The organism is Vibrio coralliilyticus (assembly GCF_024449095.1).
GTDB classification, from domain to species: Bacteria; Pseudomonadota; Gammaproteobacteria; order Enterobacterales; family Vibrionaceae; genus Vibrio; species Vibrio coralliilyticus_A.
Genome location: NZ_CP024628.1, coordinates 795,611 through 816,283 on the forward strand (window position 1 = coordinate 795,611; position 20,673 = coordinate 816,283).

The window sequence follows — 20,673 nt, forward strand, 5'->3', positions numbered from 1 at the left end:
CCCTGCTCGTAGAGCTCAGTAATGGCCCAGCTGTGCCAGCGGGTGCGACTTTTCATCCCAAAGTGATGCAAACAAGGTATCAATAACGGCTTCATCAACATTATCGACACGGCTGAACTGCCATTTAGGCTCGCCATCCTTGTCAATCAATCTGGCTCTGACGCCCTCTCGAAACTCTCCTAACAACCCAGAACGTACCGAGAGATTCAATTCAAGACGAAAACAATCGGCTAATGACAGATCTTTGTATTGATTCAGCTGCCTGAAGCAAATATGGGATGTGATCGGGCTGCCTGAGGCATGATTTCTTTTCGCAACGTCGAGCCACTTGCTTTGCCCTTCCAGCTCGAGAATGTTCTTACTTACTTCTACAACATTACTAGCGCTACACGCGCGTTGGATATCCTGCATAAAGGGCTGCATTTGCGGGTCTGGCTTGTGGCCGTTAACTTTGTCAGCGAATTCAACGAGCAAGTCTGTCACCGCGTCATAAGCGTCTTCCCGCTCGTCCCAGAGTAAAGATAACAAGCGCTCAACCAGCGACTCTTTCTCTTCTGAAAGCACCATGTGGTCAGCTAAATTTACATCAAGCGCATCGCTACCGTTGATCATCACTCCCGTTAAACCGAGGAATAGCCCTACCCCAGGTTCAAGCCTATTAAGGAACCACGTGGCCCCAACATCGGGATACAAGCCGATGCTCACTTCAGGCATGGCCAGGCGCGTTGATGGCGTCACCACTTTGTGGCTAGAGCCCATATAAAGGCCCATTCCACCGCCCATGATGATGCCTTCACCCCATGCAATAATTGGTTTGCAGTAGGTGTGGATCAGGTAATCACATTCGTACTCAAGTTTGAAAAAAGTGGTACAAAACGCTTCGATTTCCTGACTGGATTGATCTCGCATGACATCATGCATGGTGCGTACGTCACCACCAGCACAGAACGCTTTCTCGCCTTGCCCTTCCAATAAGACACAAGCAATACTGTCGTCTTCTTGCCAGCGTTCGAGTTTCTCTTTAAGCAAAGCTAACATGTCATAGGTCAAGGCATTCAGTGATGGCGCATTGTCAAGGGTCGCCACACCAATCTTGGTATTCCCGTCTTGGCAAGGTAGCTCTTTAAAATGAACGGTTGCTGTCATATTGCCTCCTAGCCATTTTTCCATTGAGGTTGACGTTTTTCTAGAAACGCGTTGACACCTTCTGTTTGATCTTGAGTGTCAAACAACTGAATAAACAGTTCACGTTCCTTCATCAAACCGTGTGCTAATGGGCTCGTCCTTGTATTTTGTATCAATGATTTACAAGCAGTGACCGAAGACGGAGATTGATTTGCCACCATTTCTGCAAGGCTAATTGCTGCATCAAGGGCATTCCCTTTGCTGACAACCTCTTCAACCAGCTTGATGTTAAGTGCTTTTGCCGCATCAATCTGTTCACCGCACAAGATAACGCGTTTCGCCCACCCTTCACCGACAAGCGCCGTCAGGTTTTGCGTACCACCAGCACAAGGCAATAGGCCAACTTTGGCTTCTGGAAGCGCCATAACCGCCTGCTCTTCTGCGATTCGAATATCACAAGCTAAAGCCACTTCCAGACCGCCCCCCATCGCGTAGCCATTAATGGCGGCAATGGAAACACCACGGAATGCAGATAAGGTTTCAAATGCCTCACCAAACAAGCGCGACATATCCACCGCGACAGATTTATCACCATCTGCAAACAATTTTAAATCAGCGCCTGCAGAGAAGAACTTCTCACCCTGTCCGGTAATGACTAAAGCGTAAACGTCTTTATTCTCATTAAGGTCTAAGACGAGTTGTTTCAATTGAGCCAGACTTTGCGCTGTCCACGTATTCGCTGGGGGGTTGTTCATGGTAACGACTGCGACATGGTTGCGAATCGTATGTTGAATGGTACTTCCTTCTGAATGATTCATCGTTGAGCATCCTTTCAATTAGAGTAGTTGAGAGCCTTCAGCTAGCATTCGACGTGCGATGATCAATCGCATGATTTCATTAGTACCTTCAAGGATCTGGTGAACACGCACATCGCGGAAATGACGCTCCATCGGGTACTCTTTGATATAGCCGTAGCCTCCGTATAGCTGAAGTGCCTGGTCACAAATCTTAAAACCGACATCGGTTGCAAATCGTTTTGCCATCGCACAATATGCCGTGGCTTCTGGGTCCTGATTATCCAATTTGCTTGCAGCGAGGCGCACCATTTGTCTGGCAGCGACCAGCTCAGTCACCATGTCAGCTAACCTGAACTGCAGCCCCTGAAACTGAGCCAGTTCTTTACCAAACTGTTTGCGCTCTTTGACGTATTGCATCGCCTCATTCAACGCCTGCTGTGCTGTACCTATGGAACAAGTCGCGATATTAATACGCCCTCCATCCAGCCCTTTCATTGCGAAAGTAAAGCCTTCCCCTTCTTTCCCTAACAAGTACTTTTCAGGTACTACAACATTGTCAAACGTGATGGCACGTGTTGGTTGACTGTTCCATCCCATTTTGGGCTCTTTTCGCCCGTAGCTGATACCTTCAGCATCCGCAGGAATCACAAAAGCAGAAATACCTTTTGCTGAGCTATCGCCTGTACGCGCCATCACAACTAACACTTCCGTGTCACCAGCACCGGAGATAAAGGTTTTACCACCATTGATGATGTACTCATCGCCCTGCTTTTTCGCAGAGGTTGTCAATGAGGCAGCATCAGATCCCGCGTTTGGCTCAGTTAAACAATATGAACCAAGCCAATCGCCAGTGATCAGTTTTGGACAAAACTCTTCTTTGGCTTCTTCAGTAGCAAAACTGGCAATCATCCAAGTCACCATGTTGTGAATGGTCATGAATGCTGTGGTGGAAGTGCACCCCATCGCCAGTTGCTCGAAGATGATTGAGGAATCAAGACGGCTCAGCTGCAAGCCCCCCTGATCTTCCGGCGTATACAGGCTGAGAAAACCTAATTCACCTGCAGCTTTAAGTACATCTTTTGGAAACAGCTGCTTTTCATCCCACTCTGCAGCCATCGGCGCTAACTCATCCATCGCAAACTGCTGAGCGGTTTCAGCAAATGCACGTTGGTCTTCATTAAGTTCAAAATCCATTTGTCCTCCCGTTATCGCAGTTGAATGGTTAGGTTTGGCCCTGTCGGGATATCATCATCAAACCAGCGTGACGTGACGGTTTTGGTTTCGGTATAGAATCGAACCGCTTGCTTACCATAAGCATGTAGGTCGCCATAGAAGCTGCCACGCCATCCAGTGAATGAGAAGAACGGCAAAGGCACTGGAATAGGGACATTGATACCCACTTGACCAACTTGAATTTCGTGTTGGTATTTGCGTGCAGCCGCACCGTTTGCGGTGAAAATCGATGTTCCGTTGCCGTATGGGTTGTTATTGATGAGTTCAATCGCCTCTTCTAGTGTCTCGACTTCCAGGCAAACTAAAACAGGACCAAAGATTTCCTGCTCATAAACCGACATATCAGTCGTTACACCTGTGAACAAGGTTGGGCCCAGCCAGTTACCTTCTGGCATGCCTTCAACATGGCACTGAGTTCCGTCTAGTTCACACACAGCCCCTTGCGCTTTGCCTTCTTCAATCAAACTCACCACGCGATTCTTAGCTTCTTTGCTGATCAATGGGCCGTACGCTGCGTTACCATCATCCCATGCACCCGGAGTCATCTTCGCCATTTCCGTTTTAAGATCATCGACCCACTCTTTCGAGCTTCCAACGAACACGGCAACTGAGATTGCCATGCATCGTTGACCAGCCGCGCCAATTGAGCTGCCGACCAAGTTATTAATCACCTGCGCTTTATTGGCGTCTGGCATCACAACCATATGGTTTTTCGCACCAGCGAACGCCTGAACACGTTTATTGAAGTTGGTGCCCGTCTGATAGATGTACTGAGCAACTGGCACAGAGCCTACGAATGACACAGCACGAATCAAAGGATGAACGAGCAGTTTATCGACCTGATTCTTACGGCCATGAACAACCTGAAGAACGCCTTTTGGCGCGCCAGCCTGTTCAAATAGCTCAGCCAAACGCATCGCAGTAAGCGGTACTTGCTCAGAAGGTTTAAGAACAAAGGTGTTCCCTGCGGCGATTGCCAGTGGGAACATCCACAAGGGAATCATGGCTGGGAAGTTAAACGGTGTGATACCACAGCATACCCCTAGCGGTTGAATCATCGAGTAAGTATCAATTTCCGTCGCAACATTTTCGACGGTTTCGCCCATCATATTGCTTGCGATATTCGCGGCTTGTTCAACCACTTCAATACCGCGCCAAACATCACCTTTCGCATCGATCGTAATTTTGCCGGTTTCTTTTGAAAGAAGCTCCGCTAGCTCATCATGGTGCTCTTTAAGTAAGTGCTGATAACGCAACATCAAGCGAGCTCGCTCCGATACCGCAACTTCCTTCCAAGATTTAAATACTTCAGCGGCATTTTGAATTGCTTGCTCAATTTCCTGTTCAGTCGCACAAGGAAGTTTGGCAATGACTTCACTGGTTGCCGGGTTGGTCACCTCAACCCATTCATTGGTCTGTGACTGGCAGAACTCACCGCCAATAAATAAGGGAACTGACTGAGTCATAATGATGTCCTTTTCTTTTATAGTGGGATCTCAATGCCCATTGCGGTTGCTTCACCGCCACCAATACAGAGTGATGCAACACCTCGCACCACGCGTTTGTTGTTCTTGTTTCCATCTGTGCCCAGAGCCTGCAACTGACGAAGGCTATGAATCAGCGTGACAAGAATCCTTGCACCACTGGCACCAATGGGATGGCCTAATGCGCACGCACCGCCTTTCACGTTAACTTTCTCGCTATCGAGGCTGAGCTGTTTGACAGCTATCTGCGTCACCACAGCAAAAGCTTCGTTGATTTCCCATAAATCCACTTCGTCCACCGCCCAATCAAGCTGAGATAGAAGCTGCTCAATCGCGTAAACAGGTGCCAATGTGAATTCAGCAGGAATACGGGCATGCGTTGCATGACCTTTGATAATCGCCAGTGGTTCCAAACCCTGTTGCTTGGCAGTCTGCGCATCCATCACCACAAGAGCGGCAGCCCCGTCGGATATCGCGCTGGAGTTGGCTGCAGTAATCGAACCATCTTTGGCGAATGCGGGCCTTAACTGAGGTATTTTTTCGGGTTTGATTGAGCGTGGTTGCTCATCATAATCAAGCGGAGGATCTTTCTTGAGGACAACAGGGACAATTTCACCGGCAAACAAATCCTGCTGCTGTGCTTCAATGGCTCGGTTAACCGACAAGGTTGCCCACTCATCCATCTGCTCTCGGGTAAATTCAAGCTTATCGGCAATTTGCTGACCAAAAACTCCCATGAGTTCACCTTCATACGCATCCTGCAGACCATCTAAGAACATATGATCGTAGGTCGATTTATGACCCATACGCATCCCAGAGCGTGACTCCTTGAGCAGATACGGCGCATTAGTCATGCTCTCCATACCTCCCGCAACAATGCAATTGGCACTGCCCGCTCGAATAAGGTCGTTTGCTAGCATTACTGCTTTCATACCGGAGCCACAAACTTTATTGATGGTCGTACAACCTACCGCTTTCGGTAGATCAGCCCCTAGAGCCGCTTGTCTCGCTGGCGCTTGCCCACAGCCTGCGGGCAACACACAGCCCATATACACTTCATCGACTAACTCTGGCGATAAAGATTGCTCTTCCATTGCCGCCTTTATCGCGACCGCCCCTAGCTTGGGTGAAGAATATTCAGAAAGCATGCCCTGAAAACGCCCCATTGGCGTTCTCTTCGCTGCAACTATCCAAATCTCTTTCTCTTGCATTGCCTGCTCCTCACAAGATTGTTGAGTAACGGCTTTACTACCTCTGCGACCACAAAGCAGCTAAATTCACGACGCTGCTTTCACTTTTCAAAGCCATTTGTTTTTTGCATGGTTATTTCTTGACGTTTACGTAAGCATAGCACTAACATTTACGTTAACGTAAAGAAACACATTCACAACCTGTAAAATCTTTTTTACCGTCGTAGTGGAAAGTGTGATTGTCTATCACCTGGCAGTTGGGGAGTTTCATCTGGTGGAAACATACAAAATCAGCGAGCTCGCTAAAGAGTTTGATATCACAACAAGAAGTATCCGCTTTTACGAAGATATGGGCCTAATTCAACCTGAGCGCAAAGGCAGTATGCGAGTTTATCAGCGCAGAGACAGGGTTCGTCTTAAGTTGATTTTACGAGGGAAGCGACTTGGTTTTTCATTGGCCGAGATACGCGACTTGTTAGAGCTTTACGATACTAATCAAATAGATACCCAGTTGATTAAGATGCTCAAAATCATTGATGAGAAGGAAGATGTACTCAAACGTCAACTTGAGGACATCACCATCGTCCTTGACGATTTGAATACCGCTCGCCAACGATGTGAAGAAGCGTTGCAGCGTTCACAAGCCAGCTAAAGCGCTTCTCGAGACATCATTAATCCGCCAGGGATCGTAACCAGCAAAAACCGCTGAATCGGAGGCGATATGATATCTCAGTACACCCCCCTCAACTTTGGGCTCGATGAGTCTGTGAATATGTTGCGGGAACACGTGAATGCTTTTGCCCGCGAGCACATTGCACCTATCGCGGCCAAAGTGGACGAGGAAAACCAATTCCCGAACCACTTATGGTCGCTAATGGGTGAAATGGGCTTGCTTGGCGTGACCATAGACGAACAATATGGTGGCGCCGCAATGGGCTATTTAGCACACGTGGTAGCCATGGAAGAGATAAGCCGTGCGTCTGCTTCTGTTGCACTTAGTTATGGTGCTCATTCTAACCTGTGTGTGAATCAGATTTTCCGCAACGGAAATGCTGTTCAAAGAGAAAAATACCTACCTAAATTAATCGATGGCTCCTACATTGGTGCGCTAGCAATGAGCGAACCCAATGCAGGTTCAGACGTTGTCAGTATGCAGCTCAAAGCCGAATTAAACGGCGATCATTATGTGCTGAATGGCACTAAAATGTGGATCACCAACGGCCCAGATGCGGACGTACTCGTCGTCTATGCTAAAACCAACCCTAGCGCGGCTTCACGAGGCATCACCGCTTTCATCATCGAACGTGATTTTGAAGGGTTCAGTCACGCTCAAAAGCTCGACAAACTCGGCATGCGAGGCTCAAACACCTGCGAGCTGGTTTTCAACAACTGCAAAGTACCCGTTGAAAACGTACTTGGTGAAGTAAATCAAGGCGTCAAAGTCTTAATGAGTGGCTTAGATTACGAGCGCGTGGTACTGGCTGCTGGCCCATTAGGCATCATGCAGGCTTGTTTGGACCTTGTTGTGCCTTACGTTCATGACCGTAAGCAATTTGGTCAGTCCATCGGTGAGTTCCAGTTAGTTCAAGCCAAGGTGGCGGATATGTACACCCGTGCCAACGCAGCACGCGCTTATGTCTATACCGTTGCCGCTGCCTGTGACCGCGGTGAAACAACAAGAAAAGATGCCGCTGGCGCGATTCTTTACAGCGCCGAATTAGCAACACAGCTTGCACTCGATGCCATCCAGCTGCTAGGCGGTAATGGATACATCAATGAATTCCCTGCCGGTCGCTTATTAAGAGACGCCAAACTCTATGAAATTGGCGCAGGTACTTCTGAAATTCGCAGGATGCTTATCGGGCGTGAACTGTTTGAAGAGTCACGCTAACGAGGATGTTATGGCAATCATAAAAACTAAAATCAAAACCGACTCTCCCCTGTTCACTAAAAATCAGCAAGCGATGAGTGGACTGGTCGAAAAATTGAACGCAGATGTTGAATCCATCAAACAAGGTGGTGGCGCTAGGGCTGTCGAAAGGCAGCGAAAGAAAGGAAAACTTCCGGTACGAGAACGAATTAATCTTCTGCTCGATCAAGGATCAGACTTTTTAGAAGTCGGTCAGTTCGCAGCGTGGAATGTTTATGAAGAATCAATCCCTTGTGCAGGTGTCGTTGCAGGTATCGGCAAAATAAAAGGGGTTACCTGTATGGTGCTGGCCAACGACCCATCAGTCAAAGGCGGTACCTACTACCCACTGACAGTGAAAAAACACCTCAGAGCACAAGAAATCGCTGAACGCTGCCACTTACCCTGTGTTTATCTGGTCGACTCTGGTGGCGCGAACTTACCTCACCAAGCTGAGGTGTTCCCAGACAAAGACCATTTTGGGCGTATTTTCTTTAATCAAGCACGCATGTCTGCCAAGGGTATACCACAAATAGCGGTTGTTCTTGGGCCTTGTACCGCAGGTGGCGCTTATATTCCGGCGATGGCAGATGTCTCTGTCATCGTGAAAAAACAAGGCACCATTTTCCTTGCCGGACCTCCTTTAGTTAAGGCGGCTACAGGTGAAATCGTGACGGACGAAGAACTCGGCGGTGCAGATGTTCATTGCCGTAAATCAGGGGTTGCAGACTACTACGCAGAAAATGAGCAACAAGCTTTCCATATGGCGCGAGAAGCACTTGCAAGCAGCAATCAAGAACCTGTGATACCCCAGACGGAAAAGGTGTTGCCACCACGTCTACCCGCTGAAGATATCTACGGCATCGTCAATGCCGATCTGCGCTTGTCTTTCGATGTAAGAGAAGTGATTGCGCGCATTGTTGATGATTCCGACTTCGATGAATTTAAAGCCCTGTTTGGCACAACACTAGTGTGTGGCTTTGCTCGTATCGAGGGCAAACTGATTGGTATTGTCGCCAACAACGGCATCTTGTTTGCGGAATCAGCGCAGAAAGGCGCCCACTTTATCGAGTTGTGTGCCAAGCGAAAAATTCCATTGCTGTTCCTACAGAACATTACGGGATTCATGGTTGGCAAAAAAGTTGAGGAAGGTGGCATCGCCAAACATGGCGCCAAACTCGTCATGGCAGTGGCTTGTGCTGATGTGCCTAAGTTCACCATCATCATTGGCGGCTCATACGGAGCGGGCAACTACGGTATGTGCGGTCGAGCTTATGAGCCAACGATGATGTGGATGTGGCCTAACGCTCGCATCTCAGTAATGGGCGGTGAGCAAGCAGCTGGCGTGCTCACCCAAGTGAAACGTGAAGTCCTGAAACGCCAAGGCGAACCTTGGTCAGAAATGGAAGAAGGTCAGTTCAGGCAAACCATCGTTGATCAGTATGAAGAACAAGGCCATCCATACTACGCAAGTGCTCGCCTCTGGGATGATGGCATCATTGATCCTAAAGAAACTCGACATGTTCTCGCCCAAGCGCTCACCGCGACAGAACATGCTCCGATGCCTGATAGCCATTTCGGTATCTTTAGAATGTAGGAGCCTGACATGACCACTCTGAAAGATACCGACTATCTCACTTGCAACGTCGATACGTTCGGCGTTGCCAATCTGTCACTTAACCGGCCAGACAAGCACAATGCGTTCAACGCGCAGGTTATCGAACAGTTAATAGAATCGATTAACTCACTGGCACAGCGGTCGGATGTTAGATGCTTAGTGTTACGTGGTAATGGAAAGCATTTCTCCGCTGGCGCTGATCTTGGCTGGATGCAGTCAATGGTAGGTAAAAGTGAGCAGGAAAATCAGCAAGATGCGTCAAGACTTGCTCAGTTGATGCGCTGCTTGGATAACTTCCCTCACCCTACTCTCGCTGTTGTTCATGGCTGTGCGTTTGGTGGAGCTCTGGGGCTCATCTGTTGCTGTGATGTCGCGATTGCTGATCATAGCGCCTTGTTCTGTCTCAGCGAAGTAAAGCTAGGATTGGTACCAGCGACCATCGGCCCCTATGTGAAACGTGCGATCGGTGCTCGCCAATCGAGACGCTACATGCTGACTGCAGAACGCTTTGGCGCCAACAAAGCGGTTGAGATTGGTTTAATTCATGAAGCTGTTGAAGCCAGCGAACTGGAGAAAACCGTCACTGAAATGGTAAATCAGTGGCAGCTCAATAGCCCTGCTGCTCTAACACAAACCAAAGCTCTGATTCGCGAGTGTGATTCTCAGGCGCTTGACGATGCTTTAATTGAATACACCAGTCAATTAATCGCAAAAGTCAGGGTGTCTGAACAAGGGCAAGAAGGTCTTAAAGCTTTCTTTGATAAGCGACCACCAAATTGGGCAATGGGAGGCCGTAAATGACGACGACCTCGTTACTGCCAGAGTCAGTCAAGATAGTCGAAGTAGGTCCTCGCGACGGTTTGCAAAATGAGGAATTGGTTTCTACAAAAGTGAAAGTTTCACTTATTAATCAACTGTCCTGCTGCGGTTTAACACACATTGAGGCGGGTTCCTTTGTTTCGCCAAAATGGGTACCACAAATGTCAGATTCGATGGAGGTGATGTCTCAAATCACTCGTATAACAGGAGTGACTTACTCGGTGCTGACTCCCAATCTGAGAGGCTTCGAACAAGCCCTAAACACCAGTGCCGATGAAGTCGCGGTATTCACATCGGCTTCAGAAGGTTTCTGTCAGAAGAACATCAACTGTTCTATTGAAGAAAGCCTGGAAAGATTTCGCCCAGTGGTGGCTCAAGCAAAAGACAAAGGCATTCCGGTTAGAGGTTACTTATCCTGTATCGTCGATTGCCCTTATGACGGCCCAACCGAGCCCAGTCAGGTCGCCAAGGTTGCTCAAGCACTGCTTGATCTTGGTTGCTATGAAGTGTCTCTTGGAGACACGATTGGTACGGGTACGCCAGTACGAATTGCGAACATGCTCAACGCGGTTTTTGAGCGAGTGCCTTCACAACAGGTCGCTGTTCATTTCCATGACACTTGGGGACAAGCGCTTGCCAATATATACCAAGCTCTTCAAATGGGCGTTCGTGTTGTAGATAGCAGCGTAGCAGGTTTAGGGGGATGCCCTTATGCCGCAGGCGCTTCTGGTAACGTAGCGACAGAAGATGTGGTTTACCTTTGCCAAGGTTTAGGGATTGAAACAGGCGTAGATCTAAACCGTCTCGCTCAGGCTGGATGGGAAATCAGCGACGCCTTAGCGCGCCAGCCGACTTCCAAAGTTTCACTGGCTTTGCGTAGCTAACAAACTCTCTCTATTTTTGGGCTGATAGGATTGAAGTAACAAGCAAACCATTATCAGCCCAATTCCTCCCCACCCTGACACGCCAATATGCTCTCCGACTACGACTACGGCAAATACTGCTGCTACAGCAGGCTCAAACAGCGTCAACAAACTCGCTTTGCTGGCAGACACCGTTTTTAACCCATAACCAAAGCAGACATAGCCAAGAAACATTGGAACAAACGCCATGTACAAAGCGACGGATGTATTTATTGGTGTCGCAAACAAATTACCACCAGTAAAAAACAATGAAGGTAACAACAATAGTGAACCCAGCCCGAAAATACTCCCCATCGCAGATTTGGAATGTATGCCTTCAGTGATGAGCATTTTGGCTGCCCACGCGTAAGTGGCATAGGTGAAACCCGCAAGCAATCCGAGCGCTATTCCTATGAATTTCATGTGTTGAATATCAGTTTGTGTGGAAGTTGATGTCTCTGATAGAGTCAGTAAAAGGATACCAGTTGCGCCCACGATGAGGCTTATCACCCAGCGGGTATCGATTGTTTTCTCTTTGCCAAACAGGCACTCCAGAAATGCAACGAAGAATGGCGCACTCGCGATAGAGACTACCGTCCCAATCGCCACACCGGCCATTCTCATAGAGCTATAAAACGCGAGAGGGTAAACGGCCAAAGCAAGTGCTCCGGTCAACAAAATAGCTTTATTGGATTTCAATATGCGCCGATCTTTTCTGATCGTGTTGCAAGCAAACAGAGCCAGGAGAAGTCCACCCACACCCATAGAAAAAGCACCAATAGCCAACGGGCTTATATCAGGCGCATACGTGGCTGCGGTACCAGTCGTCCCCCACAATAAAGAAGCAAACAGGATGACCAGAACTCCAAGATGTCCATTGTGTGTTTTTAGCGTCTGACTCATAGCTGTCTCTTTGTATTTATCATTTTGATAAGCACAGCTTAAACAAGCAAAGAGCATAAGACTTTGCAGAAAAGACACTTTACTTGATTTTATAGACTCAATTTCATCAACCACGTAGCTCTCGGGGAGACAGCCCAAATGATAATGAAAAACGTCGGCTAAAGGCTGACAGGTCAGCGTACCCGACTCTCTCAGCTATTAACTGAACTGGGATATCCGTATGCGTGAGGAGTGCCTTGGCTTTTTCCATTCTTTGCTTGGTCACGTATTGCAGAACACTTAATCCAGTGGATTGTTTAAAGATCTTTTTAAACTGCGTCGGGCTCAAACAGGCGACCTTAGCTAAGTTATCTACCGTAATCTCTCTGGCTAGGTCTTCCTCGATATGATGCAGCACGGCTCTAACCCTATGATCAAGTTGCTGCCCGGCCTGTTGTTCCGCCAATAGCTTCATAAACATGTCGACCATTGGCTCTTCGATGGTAGGGGTTACCCGATGCTGAAGCTGAGATTCAACAAATGTTAGGTAGGACTGAAGTGGTGAAGAAATCGGAAAAACCAGAGTGTCCATATTCAACAAATTCTCTGGCATGGTGTTTAAATCAGCGACAATGAAACGCGCAGCCTCTTTAGCGCGAAAATGGTGAAAAGTGTTGGCCTGTATCACCACGCACTCACCGACCGACACTTTTCCTTGATAGCCTTCCAGCTCAATAATGATGGTACCTAAAATAGGAAGCACAAGTTGATGATGTTCATGAGCATGGCCTCTACGTTGACGGGTATAGGCTCGAATGGTGAGATTGTTTTCCAACATCGGACTGGGTTCACTCCACAAAGTGAGACTGATAAAACTTAGGTGTCACAGCAAGTTTCTTTTTAAAATGTCGCTGAAAATGCGCTTGATCTGAGAAGCCTAGATTGTTGGCAACATCAACAATATCTTCTCCAGACTTGAGCATCACTTTCGCACGCTTTATCTTTTCGTCCATAAGATAAGCGTATGGCGGTAACCCATACTGGTCCTTGAAAGCACGTAGAAGCTGATACCGGCTCATTCCCACTTCCTCTGCTAACGCTTCTAGGGAATGGGAGTTACTCAGTTCATCCATTAACTTCTCGCGCACCACCGCAAGACTCGACAAGCCGGTCTTTGCCATCGGTTTAACTCTCTGTCGAGAACTAAGCTCAATAAAATCATATAAACAAGATTGAGCTAACAACACATTTTCTTCGCTCTGAAGCGCGGAAAAAAGAGTCAAATATCGTTGCTGAAATTCCGGATGACGCTCTAAATCGTTTTCAAAAGCTAGGTAGTCATATCGTTGATTCGAACTCATTTCTCGCTGAATTTCACCCATTTCCAGCGCATCAACAAACAACATACTATAGGACCATGTACCTTGGTGTGGATTACACGAATGAATATCTGCAGGGTTAATAGTAACGATATCCCCCTGCCCAATTTGATGTGTATTGCGCCGATTTCGGTAATCTGCACGGCCCTGATTGATAATGCCAAATGAAAATTCATCATGGGAGTGAGCGTCATAACATGCCGTCGACTGATTGGCGACACGTAGCTCGATCCATGGAAGAACCGTACTCTGTTTGAAGCTCGCACTTTTATCTTTCTTCATTCTCTCACCATCGCATTCAGAGCCAAATCATCACGACAGACGCGCATAACATCATTGCCATGAATCTATTAAATTGGCGGTGAGCTCTTGGATTTGCAAGTCGATTCGCTAAAACACGGCCAATCATCGCCCATATGCCAACCCCGATCACACAGACTAATAATGAAACCAGAGTAAAGAGCCACAAGGAATATTGTTCATTTTCCTGCCCTATTACATAAAGACTTACGCCGGACATCGCTACCAACCATGCCTTAGGGTTGAGTATTTGAGTCAAACTTCCGGTCACCCAGCCGGAACTCTTCCCTTGTTGAACAGTGACACCTTGTACCGGCGCTGCAAAGATTTGGTAAGCAAGGTAAAACAAGAAGCTACTTCCAACTAACTGCATCCAAAACTCAAGCTTCGGTAACGTCGAAGCCAGTGTTTGCATCATCTGCCCGGTACCAAACACGACAGCAGCATACGCTATCGATGCGCCCAGAACGTGCTTTGACGCAGCCCTTAGCCCATCATTTACCGCAGTAGTTGTCGCTAATAAATTCACAGGGCCAGGTGTCACGGCTCCAACGAATGCAAACACCACCATCGCCAATATCAAATTTTCCATCTCGTTATCTCCTCTTTTTTACCAAGATAACGACTAGGAGAAAGCCAGTATTGAACGATATTGCAGAGCATCACTCATTGGAAACAGGCTAAATAGCAACAAGTCAGGCAGAACATCTAATACCTTTACCTTTGCGGTAGCCAATCCAATCTTGCCAAAGTTCCTAACATTTATAATCTCCCCTCTACCTAAATTTTCTTGTTCGAATAATTCGAACAAGTGCGTTAGTTTTATCCGATTTCTTCTCACCTCATCGGCACTTAAACTTAGTTTTAACCACTGAGGGAAAGGTATAAACCCTCTACTACTAAATTTGAAAAATTTGAGGAAGATAGTATGAAAGCTCTATTAAAAACACTGACAGAATCAAACGCAGGCTACAGTGCGTTGGCCTTACGTATTCCGGTCGGCATTATATTTATGGCGCATGGTGCACAAAAATTGTTTGGCTGGTTTGGTGGCTATGGCTTAGAAGGCACAGGTCAATGGATGGCATCTATCGGCCTTGGACCCGGTGTTCTGATGGCATTTTTAGCCGGTAGTGCTGAGTTCTTTGGTGGTTTGCTCATCTTACTTGGCATGCTTACTCGCCCAGCTTCTGTCGCTCTTGCCTTTACTATGCTTGTTGCCATTTTCTCAGTTCACTTTGAAAACGGTCTGTTCATGGCAAACAATGGCTATGAGTTTGGGTTAGCACTCATGGCAGCAAGCATTTCATTGGCATTATCGGGATCAGGTAAAGCCGGTCTCGATCAATATATCGCAAAGACACTCGCTTAATCCCAAACTAGGAGGGCATTATTATGATTACCGTAAGACATTCAAATGACCGTGGTAGAGCAAGTTTTGGCTGGCTGGACAGTAAACATACGTTCTCCTTTGGCAATTACTATGACTCACAGCACATGGGTTTCTCAGCGCTACGAGTCATTAATGACGATGTTGTTCAGCCAAGTGCCGGGTTTGCCACACATGGCCATCGAGATATGGAGATCGTTAGTTATGTTCTACAAGGTTCCATCGAACACAAAGACAGTCAAGGCAATATTCAAACCTTACCTGCCGGAGAGTTCCAGCTTATGTCCGCTGGGCGTGGTATCTATCATAGTGAATACAATGCGTCTGACTCCGAAACTCTGCGATTTCTACAGATTTGGATTCAACCAAATACGTTTGGTAAAGAGCCCAGCTATCAGCAAAAAGATTTTGGTCACACAGAAGGCTTAACACCTATCGCCACACCTGATGGTCGCGATGGCACCTTACATATAAAACAGGATGCCTTTCTAAATCAATTGATTTTGTCGCCAGGCCAACACATTGACTATGAAGTTGTACAAGGAAGAAATGTTTATATCCATCAAATTAAAGGGCAACTGACAGTCGATAGCACCATTCTTCATCAAGGTGACGGTGCAAAAGTGGAAGATACCACTTCTCTTTCTTTTGCAAACACAGGAGAAGAAATGGTGACTGCACTGGTATTTGACCTGCCGTAAATTCCTCTAGATTACCTCAGGGAAAAAGCGTACCTCCCTGAGGTTTCAACGCTAATTTTCCAAAACTTCAGCTGTTCGGCTAGCCAATTTTGTTATGAGAGCTTCTCTTCTAAGTTCGAGAATGTCATCTATAATTCTCTCTTTGCCACTTAAACCAAAATGTTCAGAGTAGTTCTTGATTGTGTCCACTTCGTGCCTATCCAGCTTGTACACATTACGCTTCAGATACGCCTCAGCTTCACTTTTTATTAATCCATTATCTTGTAGCTTTTTGATGATAATATCGTCTAGCGTGTTCAACTTTCTTGTCATTTTCTTCTGCTTCTAACCGTAAATTTCGTACATCATTCTAAAAAACGAACTAAAAGTAATATCCGGACGGGAAAGTACCTTCTGTCTATGACAAGAAAGTGACAATTTTCCGCCATTGCTCCAATGCTCGTATTCAGTGCTGTACTCTCTCATTGACAACGCGAATTGATATTCACCAATAAAACATAAATCATCACAAATCACTTATTATGAGCCCTAACGCAAATTTGTCTGCTGTTCAAACTTTAATCACACAGTTTTATATTTCAGCTACGAATACAGTATTAACAACTATATTAAAAACCGAATTATCATCAATAATTCCACTTTTCATGCAAAAAGCAGTGAAGAAGTTCAATTTATCCATCTAGAGTTAGCGAATATCAGAATTGTTTGTTGGATCAAGTTTTCCGCCAAAGATGTTGCGGACCTATTTATAAAATGAATAATACCCATTTGTTACACACATGTAACAAACACAACATCTATATAAATAATATTCATATAAACCATAATGCATAGGCAGGAAAAGCATGACAAAGCGTATATCGCTTGCCGTTTTGGCAAGTCTTTTTGCAGGTAGCGCTGCGGCATCCAACTTGGATGACAAAATCAACGAAGTCGTTGCACCTATCGTCAACCCATTTGTAGGAATGATCTTCTCAACCATTCCTTTCCCTTTTACAGACGTACAGGTGCCTTGGATCGTTCTTTGGTTGGTTGTTGCGGCAAGCTTCTTTACCTTTTACCTTGGCTTCATCAACTTCCGTGGTTTCAAACACGCAGTTCAATTAGTCTCCGGTAAGTTTTCAGATCCAAAAGCCAAAGAAGATGGCGAGGTATCTCACTTCCAAGCACTGACTACAGCGCTATCTGGTACTGTTGGTCTTGGTAACATCGCTGGTGTTGCGGTCGCAGTTTCTATCGGTGGCGCAGGTGCAACATTCTGGATGATCCTTGCTGGCCTACTTGGTATGTCGAGTAAGTTTGTAGAATGTGCTCTTGGTGTGAAATATCGTAACACCAACCCAGACGGTTCTGTTTCTGGTGGTCCTATGTACTACCTAAGCAAAGGTCTAGCTAAACGCGGTAACGCTGCATTTGGCCGTACCCTAGCAGTCCTGTTCTCTGTGTTTGCGATTGGTGGTTCTCTTGGTGGTGGTAACATGTTCCAAGCTAACCAAGCGTTCAAGCAGGTAGTCGGTGTAACAGGTGGCGACGCTTCGTTCTTTGCTGATAAAGGCTGGTTGTTTGGTCTTATCCTAGCTGTCATCGTTGGTATTGTTATCATTGGTGGTATTAAGTCTATCGCTAAAGTGACAGAGAAAGTAGTTCCTTTCATGGCGACCATTTATGTCGGTGCGGCACTTATCATCATCCTAATGAACTTCGACCGCATTGATGACGCATTTGGCGCTATCTTTAACGGAGCATTCACTGGTGAAGGTATTGCTGGTGGCGTAATCGGTGTGCTTATCCAAGGTTTCAAACGTGCAGCATTCTCGAACGAAGCGGGTGTGGGTTCTGCGGCTATTGCTCACTCAGCAGTTAAAACAAAAGAACCAATGTCAGAAGGTTTCGTGTCTCTGCTAGAACCGTTCATCGATACCGTTGTAATTTGTACTATGACGGCTCTAGTTATCATCATCACGGGTTACCTAGATACTGATACTGGTCTAGCAGGTGTTGAACTGACTTCAGCGGCATTCGGTAGTGCGATCAGCTGGTTCCCTTACATTCTTGCTATTGCCGTTGTTCTGTTTGCTTTCTCTACCATGATCTCTTGGTCTTACTACGGTCTGAAAGCGTGGACTTACCTATTCGGAGAGAGCAAAACAGCGGAGCTTATCTTCAAAGTTAAATTCTGTATCTTCGTTGTGATTGGGGCAGCAATGAACTTAGGCCCTGTTATCGACTTCTCTGATGCGATGATCTTTGCAATGGCATTGGTGAACATCATCGGTCTTTATATCCTAGTTCCTGAAGTGAAGCGCGATCTTGCTGATTACCTTGAACGTTTCAATGCTGGTAAGGTCTACAAAGTACAGCAACAGAAACAAACGCAGACTGAAGCCGTAGAGCAATAAACACCTCCCTCTCTAATAATAAACCCGGCATTTTCGCCGGGTTTATTATTTCCTCTTGATGTCGTCTTTCCAACATTCCACTAAAAAGTCTATAAATTGCCTAACCACTGGCTGCTGATAACTACGAGATAAATACACAGCCCAAAGGGCATAACTTGGACAGTGACAGTCACGGAGAATCGAGACTAATTCCCCCTTTTCTATCAATGGATTCGCCAAGTCACACGGCAAGCGAATAATGCCTTTGCCATTGAGAGCGACCTTAACCAAGGTTCCTAAGTCGTTCGCTCTAATGTTACCTGATACTGAAACATCGATCGTTTGATTATCTTTAACAAACGACCAGTTTTTCGTGTTTAAATGTGTTAAGCAATTATGCTCGCTTAACTCTTCAGCTACTTTCGGCTCTCCGACGCTATCCAAATAAGTTTGCGAAGCACATACCGCCATATCAATAGCCATCAATCGACGAGCAATAAGATTGTCTGCGGGTGTATCGGTAAATCTGAGTGCAACATCGACCCTTTCATCCACTAACTCTGAATATTGATCCGAAGCCAATATGTCAATAACGACCTGCGGATATCGCGAGACAAATTTCTCGACGATATCTATCAATAAGTTTTGTGCAAGCCCTATAGGGGAGGCAACTCTAATTGTCCCAATTAACGCGTCCTTACGATTATTCGCTTCCAGCTCTAATGCAGCAGCCTCGTCCAAAATGCGTTGGCATCGTACATACGCTTGCTCACCAGCATCCGTCAGGCTGACTTTTCTTGTTGTACGATGAAGCAAGCGCTGTTGAAGCCAACTTTCAATCTCCTGAACGTGACGCGACACCTGTAGACGGCTGATATCGAGTGCATCCGACGCTTTGGTAAAACTCTTAGTGTTCGCTACTTCTATAAAACTTCTGATTGCGGTTAGGCGATCCATATATCACCATTAGTCACATAAAAGGATACAATGTGTATCATTATGGCTAATTTATAACTCATTTAACACCTATTAGACTGCAATTGTTGTCAATAAATACAAAATAACTCATAGGAGAAACAAAGATGAAAATTGCAGTATTAGGTGCATCAGGCTGGATCGGTAGCCACATCGTAAACGAAGCAAAAGCGCGCGGGCATGAGGTTATCGCTTTAGTAAGAAACCCTGCTAACTTTGAAATAAAAGGTGTTGAGACAAGACAGTTTGATTTACTGGATAGTAGTGCTGATATCATAGCCGCAGTTGATGATGCAGAAGTCGTGATCTCAGCCATTGGCGGACGCGCCGCCGGCAATCACGACATCGTCGCTAGAACAGCAGAAACTCTGCTGACTCAGCTGCCTAAATCTAGCGCATCTCGACTAATTTGGGTCGGTGGCGCCGGTTCTCTGGAAGTTGCACCTGGCGTTCAGCTTATTTCTATTCCAGAATTTCCTGACGAGTATAAGCCAGAAGCTGTCGCTATGGGAGAAGCTTTAGAGGTGTTTCGCTCGGCTGAAACTTCTGTCAACTGGACCTTCATCAGCCCTGCAGCAGAAATTTTCCCTGGGGAGAAGCAGTCCCCCTACCGAATTGGTGGTGACACACTGCTGACAGACAGTGATGGCAACAGTCGAATCTCAGTCGCTGATTATGCTGTTGCTATGATCGACGAACTTGAGTCAGCCAAGCACCTAAACCAACGTATTGGTGTTGCGTACTAAGTAAAAAGGAGCCTTACATGGCTCCTTTTTACTTATAAAAGTGATGATATATCGACAGCCCTAATACTGACTCATCACAAAGTTTTCACAATCAACGAAAACGCCGGATGGCTGTGTTAAGCTTTTCCATGAACTCAGGGTGTTGTTCTAGAAAACGTTTTGAGATATAGAGGCCAAAAGCCTTTTCTTCTTCTAAAACCACACCATACCCTTCTAAGTCGATCACATCATGGAGAAATACCACCTCAGCAACAAGAAAGGCATCAATCTCCTTATTATCCAGCTTTTCAACTAATCCTGAGGGATTGGTCGCTGGCGGACTAATTTGATACCCTTGGTTTTTGAGCCAATAAGAAGTGTTCGTATTGAGTAAACTCGCTACCTTGGCGTTTGCTTTGAAGGTATCACTATGGGGATCAAATCCGTTCATATCTTCGGTTCTAACCACCCAAACCCAACGATTGATCATCACGGGTTCTGAAAAAACCGCATACTTATCCCGTTCTTCGTTTTTCGAGGCCATGAAGAAGCCATCAGAGCGCTCTTTTCTTAATTCAGACAATGCTCTACCGTGGTTTGATGACACTGTTACCGTATAATTTACTCCGATAGACGACAAGATCGGTAAGACCTTTTCAAGACCAATTCCATCTGGCTGTCCTTGATCATTAACCATAGTGTAAGGCGGAAAATCTGGCAGGAAAAAATGCATATCGTATGCAGCATGCGTCTTCATACTCATAAAAATGAACACTAATGCTGTGATCAGTAAGGGTTTTGTCATCATATCAAACAGTTATCTCTTAATAATTAATATAAGTATAGATAGCAAATGTCTTTTTGTT

The 20,673-nt window shown here is 46.2% G+C and carries 21 protein-coding genes; 9 read left to right on the forward strand and 12 right to left on the reverse strand.

What is annotated here, in order from left to right; translation table 11 throughout:
• Positions 1-15 precede the first annotated feature (15 nt).
• Genes CTT30_RS19195 through CTT30_RS19215 form a run of 5 tightly spaced genes read right to left on the reverse strand, consistent with a single transcriptional unit; the run spans position 16 to position 5,850 of the window.
• Positions 16-1,146, reverse strand: coding sequence for an enoyl-CoA hydratase/isomerase family protein (locus CTT30_RS19195; protein ID WP_252036679.1), 1,131 nt, complete (start codon positions 1,144-1,146; stop codon positions 16-18).
• 8 nt (positions 1,147-1,154) lie between these two features.
• Positions 1,155-1,943 carry an enoyl-CoA hydratase gene (locus CTT30_RS19200; protein WP_021455857.1) on the reverse strand — a complete coding sequence of 263 codons (789 nt, stop codon included), beginning with the start codon at positions 1,941-1,943 and terminating at the stop codon, positions 1,155-1,157.
• A gap of 18 nt (positions 1,944-1,961) precedes the next feature.
• Complete coding sequence (locus CTT30_RS19205) at positions 1,962-3,116, reverse strand: acyl-CoA dehydrogenase family protein (protein ID WP_019275783.1); 1,155 nt, start codon at positions 3,114-3,116, stop codon at positions 1,962-1,964.
• 11 nt (positions 3,117-3,127) lie between these two features.
• On the reverse strand, positions 3,128-4,621 hold the full coding sequence (locus CTT30_RS19210) for a CoA-acylating methylmalonate-semialdehyde dehydrogenase (protein WP_252036680.1): 1,494 nt from the start codon (positions 4,619-4,621) through the stop codon (positions 3,128-3,130).
• A 17-nt stretch (positions 4,622-4,638) separates the two neighbouring features.
• A complete protein-coding gene (locus CTT30_RS19215) occupies positions 4,639-5,850 on the reverse strand; it encodes an acetyl-CoA C-acyltransferase (protein ID WP_252036681.1) in 1,212 nt (403 codons plus the stop codon).
• Positions 5,851-6,103: 253 nt separating this feature from the next.
• Here CTT30_RS19215 and CTT30_RS19220 point away from each other — a divergent pair, with 253 nt between their 5' ends.
• The 5 genes from CTT30_RS19220 to CTT30_RS19240 all read left to right on the forward strand — a co-directional run bounded on the left by CTT30_RS19220 (position 6,104) and on the right by CTT30_RS19240 (position 11,059).
• A complete protein-coding gene (locus tag CTT30_RS19220; protein ID WP_286037072.1) occupies positions 6,104-6,481 on the forward strand; it encodes a MerR family transcriptional regulator in 378 nt (125 codons plus the stop codon).
• Between the two features lie 69 nt (positions 6,482-6,550).
• Positions 6,551-7,720 carry an isovaleryl-CoA dehydrogenase gene (locus CTT30_RS19225; protein ID WP_252036682.1) on the forward strand — a complete coding sequence of 390 codons (1,170 nt, stop codon included), beginning with the start codon at positions 6,551-6,553 and terminating at the stop codon, positions 7,718-7,720.
• Positions 7,721-7,730: 10 nt separating this feature from the next.
• Entirely contained in the window at positions 7,731-9,335 is a 1,605-nt protein-coding gene (locus CTT30_RS19230) for a carboxyl transferase domain-containing protein (RefSeq protein WP_252036683.1), read from the forward strand.
• Between the two features lie 9 nt (positions 9,336-9,344).
• Positions 9,345-10,157 carry an enoyl-CoA hydratase/isomerase family protein gene (locus tag CTT30_RS19235; RefSeq protein WP_252036684.1) on the forward strand — a complete coding sequence of 271 codons (813 nt, stop codon included), beginning with the start codon at positions 9,345-9,347 and terminating at the stop codon, positions 10,155-10,157.
• Complete coding sequence (locus tag CTT30_RS19240) at positions 10,154-11,059, forward strand: hydroxymethylglutaryl-CoA lyase (RefSeq protein WP_252036685.1); 906 nt, start codon at positions 10,154-10,156, stop codon at positions 11,057-11,059. Before CTT30_RS19235 ends, CTT30_RS19240 begins: the two co-directional genes overlap by 4 nt.
• Here CTT30_RS19240 and CTT30_RS19245 read toward each other — a convergent pair.
• The 4 genes from CTT30_RS19245 to CTT30_RS19260 form a co-directional block, all read right to left on the reverse strand.
• Positions 11,039-11,980 (reverse strand): DMT family transporter, encoded by a 942-nt coding sequence (locus CTT30_RS19245; RefSeq protein ID WP_252036686.1) that lies wholly within the window; start codon positions 11,978-11,980, stop codon positions 11,039-11,041. The two genes, CTT30_RS19240 and CTT30_RS19245, sit on opposite strands and share 21 nt — an antisense overlap.
• 106 nt (positions 11,981-12,086) lie before the next feature.
• Positions 12,087-12,797, reverse strand: a complete 711-nt coding sequence (locus tag CTT30_RS19250) for an AraC family transcriptional regulator (RefSeq protein ID WP_252036687.1) — start codon at positions 12,795-12,797, stop codon at positions 12,087-12,089.
• 10 nt (positions 12,798-12,807) lie between these two features.
• Positions 12,808-13,620, reverse strand: coding sequence for a helix-turn-helix transcriptional regulator (locus CTT30_RS19255; RefSeq protein ID WP_252036688.1), 813 nt, complete (start codon positions 13,618-13,620; stop codon positions 12,808-12,810).
• Positions 13,621-13,636: 16 nt separating this feature from the next.
• On the reverse strand, positions 13,637-14,230 hold the full coding sequence (locus CTT30_RS19260) for a LysE family translocator (protein WP_252036690.1): 594 nt from the start codon (positions 14,228-14,230) through the stop codon (positions 13,637-13,639).
• A 336-nt stretch (positions 14,231-14,566) separates the two neighbouring features.
• On the opposite strand from CTT30_RS19260, the gene CTT30_RS19265 reads away from it, so the two are divergent.
• The gene (locus tag CTT30_RS19265) at positions 14,567-15,010 is read left to right on the forward strand and encodes a DoxX family protein (protein ID WP_239874630.1); all 444 of its coding nucleotides are present in this window, start codon (positions 14,567-14,569) and stop codon (positions 15,008-15,010) included.
• A 23-nt stretch (positions 15,011-15,033) separates the two neighbouring features.
• A complete protein-coding gene (locus CTT30_RS19270) occupies positions 15,034-15,729 on the forward strand; it encodes a pirin family protein (protein WP_252036691.1) in 696 nt (231 codons plus the stop codon).
• Positions 15,730-15,780: 51 nt separating this feature from the next.
• Here CTT30_RS19270 and CTT30_RS19275 read toward each other — a convergent pair whose 3' ends face one another.
• Entirely contained in the window at positions 15,781-16,041 is a 261-nt protein-coding gene (locus tag CTT30_RS19275) for a hypothetical protein (protein WP_239864046.1), read from the reverse strand.
• A 533-nt stretch (positions 16,042-16,574) separates the two neighbouring features.
• Between CTT30_RS19275 and CTT30_RS19280 the strand changes: the two genes are divergently transcribed.
• Positions 16,575-18,128 carry an alanine/glycine:cation symporter family protein gene (locus CTT30_RS19280; RefSeq protein WP_239864045.1) on the forward strand — a complete coding sequence of 518 codons (1,554 nt, stop codon included), beginning with the start codon at positions 16,575-16,577 and terminating at the stop codon, positions 18,126-18,128.
• A gap of 45 nt (positions 18,129-18,173) precedes the next feature.
• Here the strand turns inward: CTT30_RS19280 and CTT30_RS19285 are convergent, their stop codons facing one another.
• Entirely contained in the window at positions 18,174-19,064 is an 891-nt protein-coding gene (locus tag CTT30_RS19285) for a LysR family transcriptional regulator (protein WP_239874629.1), read from the reverse strand.
• A gap of 125 nt (positions 19,065-19,189) precedes the next feature.
• On the opposite strand from CTT30_RS19285, the gene CTT30_RS19290 reads away from it, so the two are divergent.
• Positions 19,190-19,828, forward strand: a complete 639-nt coding sequence (locus CTT30_RS19290; protein WP_252036692.1) for an NAD(P)-dependent oxidoreductase — start codon at positions 19,190-19,192, stop codon at positions 19,826-19,828.
• A gap of 91 nt (positions 19,829-19,919) precedes the next feature.
• Here the strand turns inward: CTT30_RS19290 and CTT30_RS19295 are convergent, their stop codons facing one another.
• Positions 19,920-20,615, reverse strand: a complete 696-nt coding sequence (locus tag CTT30_RS19295) for a substrate-binding periplasmic protein (RefSeq protein ID WP_239864039.1) — start codon at positions 20,613-20,615, stop codon at positions 19,920-19,922.
• Positions 20,616-20,673 lie beyond the last annotated feature (58 nt).

What these genes read in the sequence shown, in the direction of transcription:
- CTT30_RS19280 (WP_239864045.1), top strand. Translation starts at nt 16,575, where the DNA reads ATGACAAAGCGTATATCGCTTGCCGTTTTGGCAAGTCTTTTTGCAGGT.
- CTT30_RS19245 (WP_252036686.1), bottom strand. Translation starts at nt 11,980, where the DNA reads ATGAGTCAGACGCTAAAAACACACAATGGACATCTTGGAGTTCTGGTC.
- CTT30_RS19265 (WP_239874630.1), top strand. Translation starts at nt 14,567, where the DNA reads ATGAAAGCTCTATTAAAAACACTGACAGAATCAAACGCAGGCTACAGT.
- CTT30_RS19250 (WP_252036687.1), bottom strand. Translation starts at nt 12,797, where the DNA reads ATGTTGGAAAACAATCTCACCATTCGAGCCTATACCCGTCAACGTAGA.
- CTT30_RS19295 (WP_239864039.1), bottom strand. Translation starts at nt 20,615, where the DNA reads ATGATGACAAAACCCTTACTGATCACAGCATTAGTGTTCATTTTTATG.
- CTT30_RS19290 (WP_252036692.1), top strand. Translation starts at nt 19,190, where the DNA reads ATGAAAATTGCAGTATTAGGTGCATCAGGCTGGATCGGTAGCCACATC.
- CTT30_RS19260 (WP_252036690.1), bottom strand. Translation starts at nt 14,230, where the DNA reads ATGGAAAATTTGATATTGGCGATGGTGGTGTTTGCATTCGTTGGAGCC.
- CTT30_RS19225 (WP_252036682.1), top strand. Translation starts at nt 6,551, where the DNA reads ATGATATCTCAGTACACCCCCCTCAACTTTGGGCTCGATGAGTCTGTG.
- CTT30_RS19200 (WP_021455857.1), bottom strand. Translation starts at nt 1,943, where the DNA reads ATGAATCATTCAGAAGGAAGTACCATTCAACATACGATTCGCAACCAT.
- CTT30_RS19255 (WP_252036688.1), bottom strand. Translation starts at nt 13,620, where the DNA reads ATGAAGAAAGATAAAAGTGCGAGCTTCAAACAGAGTACGGTTCTTCCA.
- CTT30_RS19270 (WP_252036691.1), top strand. Translation starts at nt 15,034, where the DNA reads ATGATTACCGTAAGACATTCAAATGACCGTGGTAGAGCAAGTTTTGGC.
- CTT30_RS19205 (WP_019275783.1), bottom strand. Translation starts at nt 3,116, where the DNA reads ATGGATTTTGAACTTAATGAAGACCAACGTGCATTTGCTGAAACCGCT.
- CTT30_RS19235 (WP_252036684.1), top strand. Translation starts at nt 9,345, where the DNA reads ATGACCACTCTGAAAGATACCGACTATCTCACTTGCAACGTCGATACG.
- CTT30_RS19240 (WP_252036685.1), top strand. Translation starts at nt 10,154, where the DNA reads ATGACGACGACCTCGTTACTGCCAGAGTCAGTCAAGATAGTCGAAGTA.
- CTT30_RS19195 (WP_252036679.1), bottom strand. Translation starts at nt 1,146, where the DNA reads ATGACAGCAACCGTTCATTTTAAAGAGCTACCTTGCCAAGACGGGAAT.
- CTT30_RS19275 (WP_239864046.1), bottom strand. Translation starts at nt 16,041, where the DNA reads ATGACAAGAAAGTTGAACACGCTAGACGATATTATCATCAAAAAGCTA.
- CTT30_RS19210 (WP_252036680.1), bottom strand. Translation starts at nt 4,621, where the DNA reads ATGACTCAGTCAGTTCCCTTATTTATTGGCGGTGAGTTCTGCCAGTCA.
- CTT30_RS19215 (WP_252036681.1), bottom strand. Translation starts at nt 5,850, where the DNA reads ATGCAAGAGAAAGAGATTTGGATAGTTGCAGCGAAGAGAACGCCAATG.
- CTT30_RS19230 (WP_252036683.1), top strand. Translation starts at nt 7,731, where the DNA reads ATGGCAATCATAAAAACTAAAATCAAAACCGACTCTCCCCTGTTCACT.
- CTT30_RS19285 (WP_239874629.1), bottom strand. Translation starts at nt 19,064, where the DNA reads ATGGATCGCCTAACCGCAATCAGAAGTTTTATAGAAGTAGCGAACACT.